Here is an 18944-nt window from a genome sequence, read left to right on the forward strand (position 1 = left end):
GGGATATTCGGCTGATGTCAGTGCTGTAGTGCTTTCCTAGTTCCGGTCGTTCTTGGTGTGCTTTCTCATCTGCCAGGCAACGATTGCAAGTGCGATGCCTACCATTGCGAGGAGCGCCGCCACTTCCATCCCGGAGATATCGCCCATGTCAGGGTTTCCTTCCTTGGGAGGCGTCGTTCCGGGCGGAGTCTCTCCGGGAGGCGTCGGCGCATCGAGGATGCTTGCCCGGAGGAGGCTCGTGGAGGGATCGATAGCGTCGGCTCGGAGAGGATCCTCTGCCTGAATCGAGAGCTCCGGGTGGGCGGATGCCACCTGCTTGACATCCAGACCCGAGACGGAGAGGACGATCCTCCTCGTCCCCTCGAAGCGCTCGTAGCCTTCCGGAGCCTGGATCTCGGATACGAGGTACGTGCCGGAGTCGATGCCTGAGAGGGTCACATGGCCCTGCCCGTCGGTCGTGACGGTGGAATCCGAAGATGTCCAGGAGCCGTCCTGTGCGAGATGCCTTCCGGAAGGATCCGTGACATCGAGCACCGCGCCGGAGAGGACCTGGTCCCCGTCCTTGGAGCGCTTCGTCAGCTGGAGGTCCCACGTGTAGGCGGTAGCCTTGCTGTCGGGCGTCTTCGAGCGCTCGTCGCCCGAGAGCGGAGACTTCGGATACTCGAGGTGCACCGTGTTGGGGTTGCCCTCGGAAGCGCCGTGATTGCATTTCTGGTTCAGAGGTGCGCTGTAGACGACGCAGACCTGGGCGCCCTGCTTCGCGAGCACGTCGGATCCGAGCGCGGACACGAGGTCGGGAGACTCCACCTCGAACGTCTGGCCGGAGACCTTAACAGTGCACTGGCTGGTGATATCCGTCCATGATGTGGCGTCATCGAAGCTGGAGCTGGTGCCGGCTACGAGGTACACCTTCGCGGAGGAGGCGACCCTGCTGGGGTCGAGGCCTTGGGACATCTCGTCCTCGAACCAGACCCTGTAGGAGCTATAGCCCTGAAGGCCTGCCGGGACCGTGGCCTCGAGCCTCCAGTAGACGTCGTCGCCCACCGTGGCATCCGCTGCCTTCTGCCACTTCCCGGTGCTGTTCTCCTGGACATGCTTCTCTACCGTAGGCACCGAGGACTTGGGCTCGATGGTCTTTGCGCCTGTCCCTACAAGCACGAAGACCGGTGCCGTGCCTGCCTCGGATACGCCGAGGGCGGAGTCGTCCGTGACGATAAGCCAGTAGCCCTCTGAGAGCTCTGCGGAAGTTCCTGCTGTGAGGTCTGTCGCCTTGGCGCCGCTCGCGATGAGGGCCTTGGCAAGGGCGTAGTCTACCTCGTTGCCGTCGCTCAGGCTCTGCTGCATCCAGCCAGCTGCATCCTGCGCCGTGGCGAAGCTCCTGCCTGCTGCAGACTCCGCAGCTGACCTGGCTGCATCGGATGCCCAGGAGATGTTAGATGCGACGTCCTTCTGCTGCTCTGCACTGTATGCGACATCGGCATCGAATACCTGGTAGGCCTTGTAGGCCCTGGCATTGGTCCCCGAGATGGTCACCTCACCTGCAAAGGCATTCACTGGAGTAAGCATAAGGGCCATGAGGACGCAGGCGGCGAGGGCGAGGATGCGGCAAGAGCGTTCACGAATAGCTTCGATCATCGCCCATCGCCTCCCTTCCGGGCATCGCGGCGGCTCTTGGCGAGCCTCCAGAGGCCGTATGCAAGGGCTGCGCCACCAGCGACGTAGACCAAGGCGATTCCCGCCTGTCCGGCATTGGGAAGGGACTGAGCATATTTGTTATCGAACTCCGCTCCCTTTTTCGTTGCCGTTCCATCTGCTTCGCAGTAGGTATAGGCCGGATCCACCGTCAGGCTTCCGTTCGAGTTATCAATAACCGTGACATGGACCTTGATATAGCCGGAATCGTACGTGTAGCCAGACTCAGCGCCAGACTGCTCGCGGATATAGTAGTCGTAGGTCGTCTTACCTCCACGAGCCTTGGTATCGAGATCCTTCAGACCGAGGGTGTAAGTAATGGAATCGAAATTCACGTTGCCGTCAGCGTCATTAGTCTTGGTATCGAGAACTTTGCTGTCGTCCCAAGTGCCATCGCTCTTTAGTCCATCTTTGCTATACAGCTTGAACGTGAATGTCTTCATTTCGCCACCTGTAACGGTCTTTGTGACCTTAGGAGCGAATGAACCAGTCGTAGAGTACGGCTTCAGCGTATTCGTGAAGGCAGCATTGCTGCTGTTGCCATCCTTCGTAAGCGTGAATGACGTAATGGAGTCGGCAGTTGTAGTGCTCGGCTTATAGGGTGTGCCGTCCACGCCATTTGTGATGGGCGTCACCCTCAGATTAGAGATGGTGTAGTGCTTGAACGTGATGCCCAGAAGCGTGGTGCGCTGGCTTGTATCCTCGCGGATATCAGCATCAATCCGGTAAATCGTCTTGTCATACGTCTTCGTCGTAGTATCGCCAGAGTTTGGAATCTCTGCTACGTAGTAGCGATATTCGCCCGCCTGGGAATACTCGCTGCTGACGTTGAAGTGAATGTTGCCGTTGGCATCATTCTTCGTACGCTCAGACTCCGTGCAGCCGCCATAATTCAGCGTGCCATCACTATTCCAAGATGGAGCAGCGCTGGTCGAAGATGCAGGGCTCAGCAGCACGAAGGTATATTCGTCATCGGTCAGCTGGGCACTTGCTCCATCCTGCGTGAGCGACTTCTTTGCGTTGAACGAAAGGCCAGGATAGATGTCGATATTCTTCACGTCACCGAGCGTGACGCCACCATTGGTCATGATGCCGCCACCGTGATTGTGCGAGTAGTTGCCGCTGATGATCAGCGTCGCCGCTCCAATGGCAGCAGTCTTGGCAGCCTGATCCGGATTCGCCGTAAGGCCCACCATGTACTTGGCCTCTGCGCCCGAGTTGGGGTCGATATCGGTCTTAACTCCATCTATAGAGCCGGACCACTTTGCGGCGCCGTCTCCCAGCATGCGGCCAGTAATGACGGAGATATAGCTGCTGTTGTCACTCCCGCGCACGAGGAAGTAGTCTGCGTGGCCGTTGTAGCGGAAAGTGCTGTTGGGATAGGCCACTGTGGAGTCCATGTTCTTGACAGTGCCCTGGTAGAAATTCGGAGTCGATTGGCCAGCATCATGGTTGCCATAGATTGCCGCACCCTGCGTATGAGTCACCACGGTCTCGCCCGTAGGGCACGCCGCGAGACCGCCACCATAACCACCTGCGGTATTGTTCGTTATCAAGGCATTCTTCGCAACAAGATCTCCGTTGTTCTGCACGCTGTTGGCTGCCTGCACGAAGACTCCGCCACCACCCCAGTCAAAGGTGGAGTTGCAGGCATTGTTGGTGATATAGATCTTCTTTCCACTTGCAGCGTCAAAGACAGCTTTGGTGTACTGCGAGACGCGTACGCCACCGCCCTCAGAGTTCTCCGATGCATTCGAGGCAATCGTTCCACCGGTAATGGTGAAGCTCTTCAGTCCAACATTGTTGGCACCAGCGTAGATGCCGCCACCAGCTTCCTGGGACTTGTTGCCCGTGATGTAGCCGCCTGTGATGCTGAGCGATCCACCGCTCCTAGCAGCAATGCCGCCTCCACCATGGTCTCCCCAGCCGTCGTGGCCACAATAGCGGCTCATAACATTGTTGGTGATATAGCCACCTGAGACAGTCAGCGTACCATTGACGGAGGAGATGCCGCCACCATAGCTGCTGACAGGAACCCAGTTCCCGCTGATCACACCGCCGCTGACCGTCAGGGTCGCGGAATTGTAGATGCCGCCGCCTTCGCCGTCGCTGTTGGCAGCGATGACACCACCAGAGAGCGTCATGGAACCGCCGCGGACGAGAACGCCACCACCATGGTCATTGCTGTTCCTGCCAGTCTGGAACGTGCCACCACAGACGTAGCCACCAGACATGTTGAACGTGCCGCCATTGACGTCGATGATATGGCCATAAGATCCTTGGTACTTGTCCGCATGCGCCATCGTGATCAAGCCGCCCTGGAGGTCGAGCTCGCCGCCATCCATGTAGATGACGGAGTTGGCACCGCTCCCGTTCGTGGCATTGATAACGCCACCCGGAGTGACCTCGTGCTCCTCGCAGGACTCGGTTGTGCTGATTCCATCGCTGTTGACGGTCGACTTCGTCACGTAGTAGGTGAGCTTGGTGGGTGCATTGCCATCCCACTCGATGCTTGCCATCTTCCCGATCGAGGACACATTGTTCTGCGCGTCAACAGTGCTAGTGCTTGCAACAGTATCAGTCACAGTGTGGGAATCCGTGATGGTCAGCGTGCCGCCATTCTGCACGTGGAACAGGCTCTCGCTGCCGGTGTAGTTGATTGTATGGCCATTGAGGTCAAGAGATGCAGCCTTCGAGACGAAGACCGTACTGCTGACCGTAATGTTATTCGCCAGCTGGTATGTTCCGCCATTTGCCATGTCAGCAAATGAAGAGCTATCGGTTATCTGGGTTGCGCCATTCGCTGCCCTGAGTACTGGCGCTGCCTTTGCAGCAGCAGACTCCTCAACTACAGAAGACGTCTCTTCAGCTGCGGAAGCATCCTCAGATTCTGCTTCGGAGGTACCCCCCCCCGACACATTTTCAGAAGCTGCAGCGCTGTTCTGTGCGGTATCGGAGGCCTTGCTATCGGCGCTGGTCTTGGATGCAGGATCCGAAGCAGCATTGCTGCTGTCTTTGTCAGATGCATCAGCTGTAGTTGCTGCAGACGAATCAGCACTCTCAGTCTTGGAAGACACAGAGCTCTCATCTTGCACGCTGGCGGCAGCAACTTCTTCTACGCCTGTACCATCGTCAGTCGTTGCGGATGTGACAGATGGCATAGCGAGCATCCATGCAAGAAGCACGGAAAGCGTGAAGGCAAGTGCCCTCTTTCCCGTCATACAGGCCTTTGCCCTGCCATGGGGCGCCTTCTGCTGTGTGCGGTTCTTGTCCGCCACGACGCGTCCACCCCTTCCGACTTCGAGAGAAAAATTCCCTTGACCAGGGCTTATGAGGCTCTGGCTCATGGGCATGCAGCCATCAGCGGCGGGCCCAGCCCACTGCCCCAGAACTGCTCTATACCAATGCTTGGCCGAATGGCAGGACAGAGATCTTCCGCCAATTCAGCTTTATTCCTGATAGCTGATTATCTTTTCTGATAGCGCTTCCGGAACCGTTTCCAACCATATGGGTTGGTTCCAGTAGTTTCAATACTTACTGAAACTTCAGCCGTGAGCGGTACATTTTTGTCAGTAAGTGGCATGTTTCCCGCAATATCCTTGAAAGATTTTCGTAAACAGTTTCATTAACAGCGCATCTAGCAGCGCTCTTTGTCTCAGTGCGTACCACACGCCGTGCCATTGTGGCTCATGGTGGAAACGAGACCTGGGCCATATGCAGGAATGTGTACTCTACAAGCAGCATTTACCCAACGCTACAAGAGAGGTATCCCCATGGATCTGAATCTCAAAGACAAGGTCGTGCTCCTTACCGGTTCCACCGGAGGCATCGGTTCTGCCATCGCTCGCGCCTTTGCAAAAGAAGGCGCAAAGCTCGCCCTCTCCTCCACCCGCCAGGAGAAGCTTGACCGCCTCATCCCGACGCTCGGCGTGGATGCAGACCATGCCAAGGGCTTCGTCGTCGATGCCACGAAGGAAGAAGAGGTCAAGGCTTTCGTCGAAGGCGCGAAGGAAGCCTTCGGCACGATCGATATCGTCGTAGCCAATGCAGGCTACGAAGGAAAGGTCTGCCCGATTGCCGAGCAGTCGACAGACGAGTTCACGAAGGTCTATACCCTGAACGTCTACTCTCCCATGTGGCTCATGAAGTATGCCGCCCCTGTGCTGCAGGAGAAGAAGCATGGCTCTATCGTCGTCCTCGCCTCTGCCGGCTCCTACACGCCGACCGCCACGATGCAGGCCTATGTGAGCTCCAAGTATGCTGTTGCAGGCCTCACGAAGTGCGTTGCCCAGGAGCTCATGCCCCAAGGCATCCATGTGAACTATATCTGCCCGGGTCCTGTGGATACGGACATGATGCGCCGCATCGAGAAGGATACCTTCGGCGATACGAAGACGCATGAGGAGGCAGAGGCCATCTTTGCCTCTACAGCCCTCGACAAGCGCTATGCCAAGCCTGAAGAAGTAGCCAATGCCGTGCTGGTCATGGCATCAGACGTCACGGCACACACGACCGGCATGGGCTTCAATCTCGATGCCATCGTCCCCAGCCATTAGGTATCGGTCAGCATCGCCCGCATCGCAAGAGCAATGCAGCAGCATAGAGCCTGGCCCATGTGGAGCCAGGCTCTCTCTGTCTATATATGAAGGCATATTCAGCAGAAAGGAAGTGTCCGGCAAGCCAGCCACCCGTGTGTGCTGTCAAAGCCTTGCCGGATATGGTGAGGTTTTGACGCTATGGCAAGAGCCCGCAAGTCGTATCCATTGCAGGCCAGCACTCCGCTATCTGCATCCCGATAAGCATCTCGCCAGTCCGAAGCCTCTTTCTGCAAGTCTTCGGCTTGCCTCTGCCCTCTGACGAGGAAATACAGCAACAGGATTGGGGGAGAAGCACAATCGGCGTGATATAGGGAATGCCCTTGAGAAGCCTCAGCATGGCAACCTCTTTCTCCAGATCTTGGCAGCAGCTTTCTCTGCCATGCTCATGCTATCTCCCGCTCCCGACAGGAATAAAGACATCCCCAAGCGCTGAGCAGCACAGCGCCGTCAGCCAGCAGATGCACCTACAATGGATTCATCCGATACGAGGAGCATGCTATGGACTATGGGACGAACATCGAGAGCTACCTCGGGTGGCGCGGGGATATTCCCTTCTCCGTCTCCCCGTTCTCGGAGATCGATGCAATCGTCCTCTGCAAGCTTGCCTACTATGACCTTGCGGCTCTGGATGAAGCGAAGACAGAGGCAGGCCTGAGCCTTGCCGAATGCACAGAGGAAGCATCTGGCCTCATTGCTCCCAAGGGCCTCAGCAGCGAAGGAAGAGGATTCTTCGAGAAGACTGCTGCAACGAAGCGCTTTGGCGACGTGCGCGTCTGCCGCTATGTGGATACAGAGCCTTCGCTGGAAAGGACCCAGTTCTCTGCTGAAGAGTTCCGTCTGCCTGACGGCAGGATCTTTGTCGCCTTCAGGGGAACGGACTCGACCATCCTTGGCTGGAAGGAAGACTTCGAGCTCTCCTTCAAGGAGACAGAAGCGCAGAAGCGTGCCCGGAGCTATCTTGCCGAGACACTCAGACATGCAGAGGAATCAGGCACGCATCTTCTGGTCGGTGGACACTCGAAAGGTGCCAATCTCGCACAGTATGCAACAGCCGAGCTCACCGGCAAGGAGCTCTCCCAGATCGATGCCATCTATCTCCTCGATGGCCCTGGCATAGCTCCCGAGCTTGCGTCGGGCAAGCCCTCCCGCGCCTGGATAGCCAAGACCATCCGCATCATCCCGTCCTTCAGCGTCTTCGGCAGGCTCTTCGAGCCTGCACTGGCACCTTTCGTCGTGCATAGCTCAGGCGGTGGCATCTTCCAGCATGAGCTCCTCTCCTGGCAGCTCAGGGAAGGAAAGCTCGACCTTGCAGCAAAGCCCGATCCTGAGAGCGACTACTGTGCAGAGGTCTTCCATGAGTGGATGGACAATGTCTCGCTGAAGGAGCGGCAGGAGTTCACGGATGATGTCTTCAATGCAATCGGCAGAGCCGGCTCCAAGACTTCCGATATCGCAGCCTCTCTGAACGAGAGCCTGCCGCTCATCCTGGAAGGGATTGCAGGCTCGCGACCCGGAGCCAGGAAGACCGCAGCAAAGGTGCCGCTCCGCATGTTTGCGGGCGCTGTATCGGACTCTCTCAAGGAGCATGTCCCTATCCAGTGGTTCCTGGTTGATGGGCTGGCACACTGCATCGAGCTCTTGGCAGGAGGCATCCTCCTCATCGCCCTGCACCAGATAGCGATTCCCATGGCGCTGTCTCTTGCGCTCTTTGCTGTCGTGGTCGTGCTTGCAGCAGAGCTCGTCTTCCGCCTCAAGGCAGAGGGCGCAGACCTCCGGAAGGAACAGCTGCGCATCGGAGCGCTCATTGCCGCTTCCCTCATCTTTGTCCTCACCATCGTGAAGTCAGAAGCCCTCTACATCTATGCAAGCCTCTTCTTCGGCATCATCCTTGGCCTTGGCTCCTGGTCCTATGCAAAGAAGGCAAGAAGCGGCAAGGAGAGAGGCACCTCTCCCATCTTCAATGGCTTCTGCGCCATCGCCCTGGCCCTCTCTGCTGCTTTCGTGCTTGTGGCACCCTATTCGACGTTTGCAGCCTATGCAACCTCTCTCGGCTACCTGCTGCTCATCTGTGCCATAGCCACCTTCCTCGACTGGCGCCATGAGGCAAGCGCAGCATCAGGCCTCTAGGACGCCGCAGAAGCGAGGCTGCCTGCATGCTCCAGCAGATAGATCCCGAGAAAGGGATGCGCCAGCGCCACGCAGCCCGGGGAGGTCTCTTCCAGGAGCTGGCGTTCCTTGAGCCCATCTGCAGCAGAGACAGCCGCAGCTTCGTCCCCATGCAGCTCCGCTGCCACAGAGCCAAGCGCCTGCAGCTTTCTGCTCTTGGCCAGGACAGAGAGGAGTGCAGGATCAGGAACTGAGACACCCCCCAAGGAGCTTTCGTGACAGCCTTGTCTGCGCTTCTTGGACACAGCGCCGTGCGCATTCTGAAGTGATGCTCGTACCCGAAGGCAGGGATGCAAGGCTGTGCCAGATGCATTGGAGCAGGGCTGCATGTCCTTGTGCCTCATCCAGCAGCTGCGACAGCACTCCACCTTCGATTACAAGGCCAGCTGCCAAGAGCGCCTCTTCCAGGGCAGGCGCAGATTCGTCCTCAGGAATCACACGCAGATCTTCTGCCTTCGCACGCGAAAGAGAGCCCATGCCAGCGCCATCTGCACATGCAAGCATGCTCTCGCGTGTCCCTGCAGGGACGAGCGCTATGTCATGTCTCTTCCTGATCTCGTACTGCACACATTCAGCCAGAAGCGCAAGCTCGTCTTTCTTTGCTTTCCGCGCGTCATCCACCAGAAGCACGAGACCCCTGCCTCCGCCATTCAGATAGGCAGTGGTGCGCTCAAGCAGATGGCGGAGACGGAGGCCATCAGGCAGACATCCATCATCCAAGCCCTCAGACAATGCAGCAAGTCCATCTACAGCATCCCTCAGAAGGCCTGTGCCGGAAATCTATATTGCCTGCCATCCTTCATCATCTTGCAATCCGTGCCAGATCCCCCAGAAGCGTGGCCCTGCCAGAGCCAAGAGGTCCGGCCAGACGCATGAGACGGCCTGGAGCTCCTGGCCCTTCGCAGATTCCATCGAGGAAGTCGTCTCCTACGGACGCCCTCTCTGTGTGGAAGGCAGGAAGACGAGCAGCTGTCGCCTCTTCTGGAACAGGACCTGTCTTCACTATGGCGCACCCCTCCTTTGGCAGCCGCTGCCCCGAGCCTGCAGAATTCTCCCGTCATGGGCGGAAGAACCCGGCAGCCCAGAGTCTTCAGGGCATGGAAAGAGTCAAGCAGGACCAGCCGGGAAAGCCCCGCCGGCATCACGCCGATGCCTGCACCATTCTCGGCCAGATGGGCCAGAAAAAACGGCATATGCAGGGCAGTTCGCTCACGGAAAGGCTCTGCAGATTCCAGACGGGACCTGCTCTCCCCCCATCCCGATCTGCAGGCGCCAGGCCTTCATGTGCGCAATCTCGCCCAAAGCATCCTTTCCGCCTGCAGTGTCTGTCGCCCGATATCGCCAGATAGCATGGCCTCAGGCAAGCCCGTCCTCGGCATGATGCAGATTCCCTATCTGCGCCTGCTTCCTCGCTTCATTGAAACGAAGGATATGCTGCACATATATACGGACCGACACTGCCAGCCAATGCTGTGTTTCGATATTTGCGCATGCCCATCCCCTGTCATGATAAGCTGTTCCGAGTAAGCCTTTGCGACGTCTTTTCCCAGGAGATGCCATGCTCACCTACACCATGGATATCGAGAAGAGGAGCACCTGGTTCAGGTCCACGCCGAGCGAGACAGGCCGCTCCCTCCCTTTCTTCTGCACGGAGGCAGGCACGTTCTACGCACGCGAGCGCTTTGTGACGGAACGCTCCCACAAGGATGCCTATCTTGTCTTCTATACGCTCGGAGGCGCAGGCATCATCGAGCAGGGAGGCCAGTCTGTGACGCTTGGCCAGAACCAGGCCCTCCTTATGGACTGCAGGGCACCCCAGCGCTATGTCACCGATCCCGTACGCCACCACTGGTACCATCTCTGGGCCCATGTGAACGGCGCCGGTGCCGATGCCATCTCCCAGGCCATGGGGCTCCCGAAGCTCCAGCCGGTAAGCCTGCCCCTTGCAGACGTGAAGCCCATCTTCGAGACGATCTTCGAGAACATGAAGAAGGAAGGATATATAGAGTCCTTGACTACATCGCTTGCCGTGGACAGGCTCCTGACCTCCATTGCGCTTGCTCCTGACTCGAGAGGATCCTTCGTCGAGTTCGATGCCGTATCGGTGGCGCGCCGCTACATGGAAGAGCACTACGCAGAGGACCTCCATGTGGACGATGTAGCCCGGGAGGCTGCCATCTCCACCTCGCAGCTGATCCGCCTCTTCAAGCGCCAGCTCGGAACGACCCCTCATAGCTACCTTCTGCGCTACCGCATCACGCAGGCAAAGGAGCTCCTTGCAGAGACGACGATACCCGTCGCCACGATTGCCCGCCAGGTAGGCTTTGCGAGCGAATCGAACTTCAGCTACCGCTTCGGCGAGATGTGCGGACAGAGCCCGAGCGCCTACCGCGCAGGCGCTCCCCGCCTCTACCGTGAAGTGCAGCCGGGGTAGAGCAGCCGTATGTACCGGGCTGGCATCTGTACGATACCAGCCCCTTCATGCAATCCAAGCCAACCAGTTCAGTTTTCCTACCATGCCCGGTCCGGGAGCAGCGCTATGCCTTCTTCTGGGCAGCAGCTGCCTTGAGCGCCGCTTCTGCACGCGTCTTTGCATAGCGGGCACGCTCGAGCGCATCCTTCTGCGTCGCGACCGACTCCTTCGCGCGCCTCTTCTCCTCGATGGCAGATGCCTGGGCGGCCTTGGCCTCGCCCTCGATCCACTGGGCATCGGAGAGGGCATGGGCTGCCCTGTCCGCTTCGTCCTGCGCAGCGCGGGCACGGGCCTCTGCCTCCGCAAGCGCCTGTGCCGCTGCATCGCGCGCGCTCCAGAGCGCATTGGCGCTCTCCTGGAGCGCGCGTGCACGGTCTGCGCGCGCAGCGACATTGGCCTTTTCGGCGTCAAGCCGCTTCGAGGTGGCATCCGCATTTTCGGAGGCATTGTCGAGCCAGGCCTGCGCTCCGGCAAGGTCCTGCCTTCTTGCCTCGAAGACATCTTCTGCCTCGGAAGCTGCTATCTCTGCACGGGAGAGGATGCCGCATCTCTTCCGTTCCTCGAGACCATCCCTGGAAAGAAGGCAGGGCACCATCTGGCGTGCCATCTCCTGCCACCACATCCAGCTGTGCGTGACATCCTCGCCCCAGTACTCGAATGTGGCGTCGATGCCCTGGTCTGCAAAGATCGCCTCGAGGGCATGCTGCGTCTTGACTCCGTCCTCGGATACATTCTGGCCTGACACGAAGGCAAGATGGCGGGGAGCCAAAGACTTCTTCTGGGCCGCCGTCAGATGCTGTGCGATATCGACCGGCGAGAGCTGCTCCCATACATCGTCGAAGCTCTCCCCGACGATGTTTCTTGCATCATAGGTGCCCGACATCGCAAGGAGGCCGCCGAAGAGCTCAGGGTGCTGGAGCATTGCGATGGCGGCATTGAGGGCGCCGATGCCGGCGCCGGCAAGGATGGGAAGGCCCTGGTTCTTCGTACGCACAAACGGCACGAACTCCTGGCAGAGGAACTTGATGTAGGAAAGCGCCGCCTTCTTGCGGTAGCGTGCAGCGCCTTCTGCGAAGTACCAGCCGGAAGGGTCTGCCGAGTCGACGCAGAAGAGCTGTATCGTCCCGTCGTCGATGCGGTCGGAGAGCGTCTCGACCATGCCATGGTCGTTCCAGCTCGAACAGGAGCCATTGCCTTCCGGAAGCACGATGAGGGGCGCTCCGCCCGCTCCATAGACCTCAACATCGAAATCCCTGTCCATCGCGTCGCTGTGGACGGTAAAGTCCTCTTCCATGGCAGGCCTCCTCGGAAGCGAATGCGCCGAAGCACGTCTCGTGTCTCGTATACCCCTTCAGCATTTGTACCACAACGCCTCTCGGCAAATGCAGCAACGTAACAAGCCTGCGGCAACTCATGCCGAAAGGTCCCTCCTGCCATAGACTGTCTATGAACCGACTTCTCGAAACCTGGGAGCTTCCATGTCCGAACAAGGCATCCTCATCCGCCCTGCCATCCCCGACGACGCAGCAGCGCTTGCCGCCATCTACCGTCCCTACGTGGAGGGAACAGCGATAACGTTCGAATATGAGGCTCCCTCAGCCGAGGAGTTCAGTTCCCGCATTGCCCATACGCTCGAGCGCTACCCCTACCTTGTGGCAGCAGGCGCAGAAGAGCCCGGCCATCTTCTGGGCTATGCCTATGCGGGCGTCTATCATGGACGCGCCGCCTACTCCTGGTCTGTGGAGACCTCGATCTATGTAGACGAGGCCCAACACGCAAAAGGCATCGGCAGGGCGCTTTATGCCGGGCTCGAAGAGAAACTTTCCCAGATGGGCATCCAGAACATGTACGCCTGCATCACGGCGCTTCCTGAAGACCGGACCGAGGACCCCTATCTCACCGATGCGAGCATCCGCTTCCACGAGAGGCTGGGGTATGCGCTCTGTGCCCGCTTCGCAAGATGCGGCTACAAGTTCGGCCAGTGGTACGACGTGGTGTGGATGGAGCGCATGATCGGCACGCACCCGACACCGGCGCCTGCACTTCCCTGGATGTCCTAGGCACCGGACAGCGCTTTCCGGTGCCACGTATGGGTCTGTGCCGATAGCGCAGATCTCGAGAGAGACCCCAGAGCCTTGGCAAGGACGCCGGAACAGCACAGAAGCGCCGCACCCCATTTTCAGGACACGGCGCTTCTGGACATCTCTGGGATCTGCGAATCCTCCTACTGGTGGTAGTAGCTCAGGAAGTCGGCAAGCTTGTTCATGGCCTCGCGCAAGGTCTCGATGCGCGGCAGATAGACGATGCGGAAATATCCCGGCGTCTCCCAGTTGAAGCCCTTGCCGTGGACGATCAGCACCTTCTTCTGGCGCAGCAGGTCGAGCGCGAACTTCTCATCGTCGGTGATATGGAACTTCTTCGGATCGAGCTTCGGGAAGATGTAGAAGGCAGCATCCGGCTTCACGGCCTCGACGCCGTCGATGCTCTTGAGGGCGTCGTAGACGAAGTTCCTCTGCTCATAGACACGGCCGCCCGGCACGATGTAGTCGTTCACGGACTGGTGCCCGCCGAGGGCGGTCTGGACGATGGACTGAGCCGGCACATTGGAGCACAGGCGCATGTTCGAAAGCATGTTGATGCCCATCATGAAGTCGCGTGCGCAGTCCTTGTTGCCCGACATCGTCATCCATCCAATACGATACCCGGCGATCATGTGGGACTTCGAGAGGCCGGAGTAGGTGATGCAGAACAGGTCCGGCGCCAGGCTTGCGATGGAAACGTGTGTCTTGCCGTCCATGACAAGGCGGTCATAGATCTCGTCGGAGAGAATCATGAGCTGATGCTCGCGTGCGACCTCGACAATCTCTTCCAGGACCTCCTTCGGATAGAGGACGCCGGTGGGGTTGTTCGGATTGATGATGACAATGGCCTTCGTGCGCGGCGTGACCTTCTTCCTGATGTCCTCGATGTCAGGATACCAATGGGCCTTCTCGTCGCAGAGATAGTGCACGACATGGCCGCCTGCAAGCGTGGCGCATGCCGTCCAGAGCGGGTAGTCGGGGCTCGGGATCAAGATCTCGTCCCCGTCATCGAGCAGCGCCTGCATCGTGAGGTTGATGAGCTCGGAGACGCCGTTGCCGGTATAGATATCGTTCATCTCGACATTGGGCAGGCCTTTGAGCTGGTCATACTGCATGATGGCCTTGCGGGCGCTGAAGAGGCCGCGGCTGGCAGAATATCCCTCGCATTCCGTGAGCTGGCGGCTCATATCGTAGACGACCTCGTCCGGCGTGCGGAAGCCGAAGGGAGCAGGGTTGCCGATGTTGAGCTTCAGGACATGGGTGCCCGCCTCCTCCATGCGGTTGGCTTCGTCGACCACGGGGCCACGCACGTCGTAGAGGACATTGTCGAGCTTGTGGGACTTCGTGAATTCGCGCATCGGACGTCCTTCCGGAATTGTCGTGCTCTTCTGGTCTGTGCTGGGTTCAGGTGCCTTCTGTGCTGCTGCAGGATCGGAGGCTTCCGTTCCTCCAAGCCATGCAGACGGCACATCAAGTGCTTGGGCAAGGAAATCGAGCATCTCGGGACGCGGGTAGGTCTTTCCTCCTACATATTGGCTGAGCTTGCTCTTGCCGAGCTTCACGCCGGCATCCTCTGCCATATGGATGAGGTCGACCTGCTTGAGGTGGCGCTCCTGCATCGCATCTTCCAGACGCCGGGCAAAGGCCTGGGGCTCCGCTGCAGTCCTGCTTTCCATGCGCGCTCCTTCCCTGCATGCGCAACAAGTTCAATTTTATGAGAAGTTCAATTCATCTGCTGCCGTATGTTCAATGCAAGTGGCAGCATAGCACAGCTTGTATGCACCAATCGTTGAACTTTCCAGGAAGTAGGTTCAATTCACAGCAGCTGCCTGCAGACGGTCCCTCTTGAGGCCCTTTCCCTGCTTCCGGAAAGCGGGTGGAAACAGAACGCCGGCTGCCTGCACGGGACCCACCCCTGCTCTGGACACCCATCCCTTCCGTATGCGGTATTTGCAGGGAGTGTTATCAGCAGGCAAACAGGTGGGCTCTCCTCCCCTGGCCGAGACGTAGAATTGAGCTGTACGTGCCACCACACCCCCGGGAAGGTAGGACCATGGTCCAGCGCATCTACGTGGAGAAGAAGGACGGCTACAACGGAGAGGCAAAAGACCTTTCCCATGAGCTGAGGCACATGCTCGGCATTGCCGGCCTCGAAAAGCTCCGCATCATCAACCGCTACGACGTCGAAGGCATCACGGACGCACTCTTCCACGAGTGCATCCCGACCGTCTTCAGCGAGCCGCAGGTGGACGACACCAGCCTCGAGGAGATGCCTCCGGTCGCAGAAGGCTCCTATGTCTTCGCCGTCGAGTCGCTCCCCGGCCAGTTCGACCAGCGTGCAGACTCTGCAAGCGAGTGCGTGCAGCTCATCTCGAAGGGCGAGCGCCCCCTTGTCCGCTCTGCCAAGGTCTATGTGCTTGAAGGCAAGCTCTCGGATGACGATATCGCCCAGATCAAGAGCTATGTGATCAACCCGGTCGAGGCCCGCGAGGCATCGCTCGAGAAGAAGGCGACGCTCAAGACCGAGTATCCGAAGCCGAAGATGGTGGAGAAGCTCGAAGGCTTCCTCGACCTCGACGAGAAGGGTCTTCAGGCCTTCATCGACGAGCGTGGCCTTGCCATGGACCTCGCCGACATCAAGTTCTGCCAGCGCTACTTTGCAAGCGAAGGCCGCGTGCCGACCATCACCGAGATCAAGATGATCGACACCTACTGGTCCGACCACTGCCGCCACACGACATTCGGCACGAACCTCGACGATATGGAGATCGACGACGAGGTCGTGAAGCAGGCCTTCCAGCGCTACCTTGACGCCCGCCACGAGCTTGGCCGCGACAAGAAGCCGCTCTGCCTCATGGACATGGGCACGATCGGTGCCAAGTATCTGAAGCACAAAGGAATACTTACGACCCTCGATGAGTCCGAAGAGATCAATGCCTGCACCGTCAAGTGCACGGTCGATGTGGACGGCAAGCCCGAGGACTGGCTCTTCCTCTTCAAGAACGAGACACACAACCACCCGACCGAGATCGAGCCGTTCGGCGGAGCTGCCACCTGCATCGGCGGCGCCATCAGAGACCCGCTTTCCGGCCGCTCCTATGTCTATCAGGCCATGCGCGTGACCGGCGCAGGCGACCCGACGCAGCCGGTATCCGAGACGCTCGAGGGCAAGCTTCCGCAGCGCAAGATCTGCCGCACGGCTGCAGCAGGCTATTCCTCCTACGGCAACCAGATCGGCCTTGCAACCGGCCAGGTCTCCGAGCTCTATCATCCAGGCTATGTGGCAAAGCGCATGGAGATCGGCGCTGTCGTCGGTGCCACGCCCGCTGACCATGTCCGCCGCGAGTGCCCGGCTCCGGGAGACAAGATCGTCCTCCTCGGCGGCCGCACGGGACGAGACGGCATCGGCGGTGCCACCGGCTCCTCCAAGGCTCACAATGTGGAGTCCCTGGCCCAGGATGGTGCCGAGGTCCAGAAGGGCAATGCTCCTGTCGAGCGCAAGCTCCAGCGCCTCTTCCGCAGAAAGGACGCCTGCCGCCTCATCAAGCGCTGCAACGACTTCGGCGCAGGCGGCGTCTCTGTCGCTATCGGCGAGCTTGCAGATGGGCTCTTCATCGACCTCAACCGCGTCCCGAAGAAGTATGAAGGCTTGGACGGCACCGAGCTTGCCATCTCCGAGTCCCAGGAGCGCATGGCTGTTGCCCTGGCGCCTGAGGATGTCGACGAGTTCCTGAAGATTGCCCACGAGGAGAACCTCGAGGCCACGGTCGTTGCCCGCGTGACCGAAGAGAAACGCCTGCGCATGGTCTGGGACGGCGAGACCATCGTCGATGTCTCCCGCGAGTTCCTGAGCTCGAACGGCGCCCCGAAGCACCAGAAGGTGCATGTGGAGGCCCAGAAGCCCTACATGCATGACTGGGACGGCACGACCTTCGGCCAGAAGATGGACTCCCTTGTCCGCGACCTCAATGTCGCTTCGAACAAGGGCCTTTCCGAGCGCTTCGACTCCACGATCGGCGCCTCGACCGTGCTCATGCCATTCGGCGGCAAGACCCAGCTCACGCCTGCCGAGGCCATGGTCGCAAAGCTCCCCGTCATGGGCGAGACGACGACCTGCTCGGGCATGGCATGGGGCTTCAACCCCTACCTCATGAGCGCAGATCAGTTCCGCGGCGCCTATCTCTCCGTCGTCGAGTCTGTCGCAAAGATGGTGGCCACGGGCTTTGCCCACAAGGACCTCTACCTGACGTTCCAGGAATACTTCGAGAAGCTCCGCGACGTGCCTGAGCGCTGGGGCAAGCCGACAGCAGCCCTTCTCGGCTCGCTCATGGCGCAGATGGATCTGGGCCTTGCCTCGATCGGCGGCAAGGACTCGATGTCTGGCTCCTTCGAGGACCTCGACGTGCCGCCTACCCTTGTCTCCTTCGCGACAGGCTTGGGCACGATCGACACAATCGTCTCTCCCGAGTTCAAGCACGCAGGCTCTCGCGTCATCGCTGTCGTCCCTGCCTACCACGAGGATGGCCTTGTGCCCGAGGCAGACTCCTTCCTTGCTGCCTCCTCCTTCGTGGAGAAGCTCATTGCCGACAAGGACGCCGTCGCTGTCTCGACGCCGGGCTATGGCTGCGTGGCCGAAGCCCTCTTCAAGATGTGCCTGGGCAACCAGATCGGCGTCGATGTTGCTGATACCTATACGGTCGAGAGCCTCTTCACGCCTGCCTATGGCTCCTATATCGTCGAGCTTGCAGACGGCTGCATCGTGCCAAAGGCACCCGAGAATGTCTCTGTCGCTCCCTTGGGCGAGACGGCCGCTGACTACCATATCCGTGCCTGCGGCGAGACCCTGGCCGGCGCCACGCTCCAGGAGGCCTGGGAGCACGGCATCGAGGATGTCTATCCGTACCGCGGCGTCGCTGAAGGGCCAGCTCTCGAGAAGCTTGCCTGGAAGGCAGAGGAGCACGACTACGAGCCCGTGCACTTCGCAGCCCCTGCCGGCGGCGTCGATTTCGGCAAGCCCCGTGTCATCATCCCGGTCTTCCCAGGCACGAACTGCGAGTATGACTCCGAGCGTGCCTGGAGGCGTGCAGGTGCCGCTCCGCGCTCCCTGGTCCTCAACAACCTCTCGCCCGAGGCGGTTGCAGAGTCTGTCGAGGCCATGGCAAAGGCGATCAACGAATCCCAGATCGTGATGCTGCCGGGCGGCTTCTCCGGCGGCGACGAGCCTGATGGCTCCGCAAAGTTCATCAATGCCTTCTTCAGGAACCCGCAGATCACGGAGGCGGTGCGCGACCTCCTGCAGAAGCGCGATGGCCTCATGCTCGGCATCTGCAACGGCTTCCAGGCCCTCATCAAGCTCGGTCTCGTTCCCTACGGCGATATCGTCGACACGACCGCTGCAAGCCCGACCCTGACGTTCAACACGATCGGACGCCACCAGTCCCGCATCGTCACGACGAGCGTTGCCTCGAACCTCTCCCCCTGGCTCTCCAAGTGCGAGGTCGGAGACCTGCACCGCATCGCGATCAGCCACGGCGAGGGTCGCTTCGTCGCCTCTGACGAAGTCCTCAAGGACCTCATCGCAAAGGGCCAGGTCGCCACGCAGTATGTGGACGACGAAGGCACGCCTTCGATGGACCTTGCCTTCAACCCGAATGGCTCCCTCATGGCAGTCGAGGGCATCACGAGCCCCGATGGCCGCGTCCTCGGCAAGATGGGCCACTCAGAGCGCGTGAGCAAGGGCTGCTACCAGAACATCCCGGGCAACCGCTTCCAGCCGCTGCTCGAGGGCGGCGTCGCCTACTTCGCATAACAGCAGAAGGCAGCCATAAGCACTTCAAAGGCGCAGGTTCCTCCAGGGGCCTGCGCCTTTTGCCATCCTTATGGCGCCCGAGCGCTCCCAATCCGTATACTGGTAGCTACATGCGCCCCTCCCCC

9 protein-coding genes are annotated in these 18944 nt (G+C 59.6%); 5 read left to right on the forward strand and 4 right to left on the reverse strand.

Translation table 11 applies throughout. From position 1 onward, the window contains the following. Positions 1–36: 36 nt before the first annotated feature. Entirely contained in the window at positions 37–1635 is a 1599-nt protein-coding gene (locus VXJ24_RS03140; RefSeq protein WP_330971467.1) for an isopeptide-forming domain-containing fimbrial protein, read from the reverse strand. Next, on the reverse strand, positions 1632–4451 hold the full coding sequence (locus VXJ24_RS03145; RefSeq protein WP_330971468.1) for a Spy0128 family protein: 2820 nt from the start codon (positions 4449–4451) through the stop codon (positions 1632–1634). Before VXJ24_RS03145 ends, VXJ24_RS03140 begins: the two co-directional genes overlap by 4 nt. A gap of 1014 nt (positions 4452–5465) precedes the next feature. Between VXJ24_RS03145 and VXJ24_RS03150 the strand changes: the two genes are divergently transcribed. From VXJ24_RS03150 to VXJ24_RS03160, 3 genes are all read left to right on the forward strand, one after another. Beyond that, positions 5466–6248 carry an SDR family NAD(P)-dependent oxidoreductase gene (locus tag VXJ24_RS03150; protein ID WP_330971469.1) on the forward strand — a complete coding sequence of 261 codons (783 nt, stop codon included), beginning with the start codon at positions 5466–5468 and terminating at the stop codon, positions 6246–6248. A 540-nt stretch (positions 6249–6788) separates the two neighbouring features. Then, positions 6789–8417: an Mbeg1-like protein gene (locus VXJ24_RS03155; RefSeq protein WP_330971470.1), complete on the forward strand. Its 1629-nt coding sequence runs from the start codon at positions 6789–6791 to the stop codon at positions 8415–8417. Positions 8418–10014: 1597 nt separating this feature from the next. After that, positions 10015–10890 carry an AraC family transcriptional regulator gene (locus VXJ24_RS03160; RefSeq protein WP_330971471.1) on the forward strand — a complete coding sequence of 292 codons (876 nt, stop codon included), beginning with the start codon at positions 10015–10017 and terminating at the stop codon, positions 10888–10890. 103 nt (positions 10891–10993) lie between these two features. On the opposite strand, the gene VXJ24_RS03165 is transcribed toward VXJ24_RS03160, so the two are convergent. Then, positions 10994–12223: an alpha/beta hydrolase-fold protein gene (locus VXJ24_RS03165; RefSeq protein WP_330971472.1), complete on the reverse strand. Its 1230-nt coding sequence runs from the start codon at positions 12221–12223 to the stop codon at positions 10994–10996. A gap of 184 nt (positions 12224–12407) precedes the next feature. Here VXJ24_RS03165 and VXJ24_RS03170 point away from each other — a divergent pair, with 184 nt between their 5' ends. Next, positions 12408–12989, forward strand: coding sequence for a GNAT family N-acetyltransferase (locus tag VXJ24_RS03170; RefSeq protein WP_330971473.1), 582 nt, complete (start codon positions 12408–12410; stop codon positions 12987–12989). Positions 12990–13153: 164 nt separating this feature from the next. On the opposite strand, the gene VXJ24_RS03175 is transcribed toward VXJ24_RS03170, so the two are convergent. Beyond that, on the reverse strand, positions 13154–14686 hold the full coding sequence (locus VXJ24_RS03175) for an aminotransferase class I/II-fold pyridoxal phosphate-dependent enzyme (protein WP_330971474.1): 1533 nt from the start codon (positions 14684–14686) through the stop codon (positions 13154–13156). Between the two features lie 377 nt (positions 14687–15063). On the opposite strand from VXJ24_RS03175, the gene VXJ24_RS03180 reads away from it, so the two are divergent. Further along, positions 15064–18819: a phosphoribosylformylglycinamidine synthase gene (locus tag VXJ24_RS03180; RefSeq protein WP_330971475.1), complete on the forward strand. Its 3756-nt coding sequence runs from the start codon at positions 15064–15066 to the stop codon at positions 18817–18819. The last annotated feature ends 125 nt before the right edge of the window (positions 18820–18944 follow it).

This window comes from Olsenella kribbiana (assembly GCF_036408795.1).
Lineage (GTDB): Bacteria > Actinomycetota > Coriobacteriia > Coriobacteriales > Atopobiaceae > Olsenella_L > Olsenella_L kribbiana.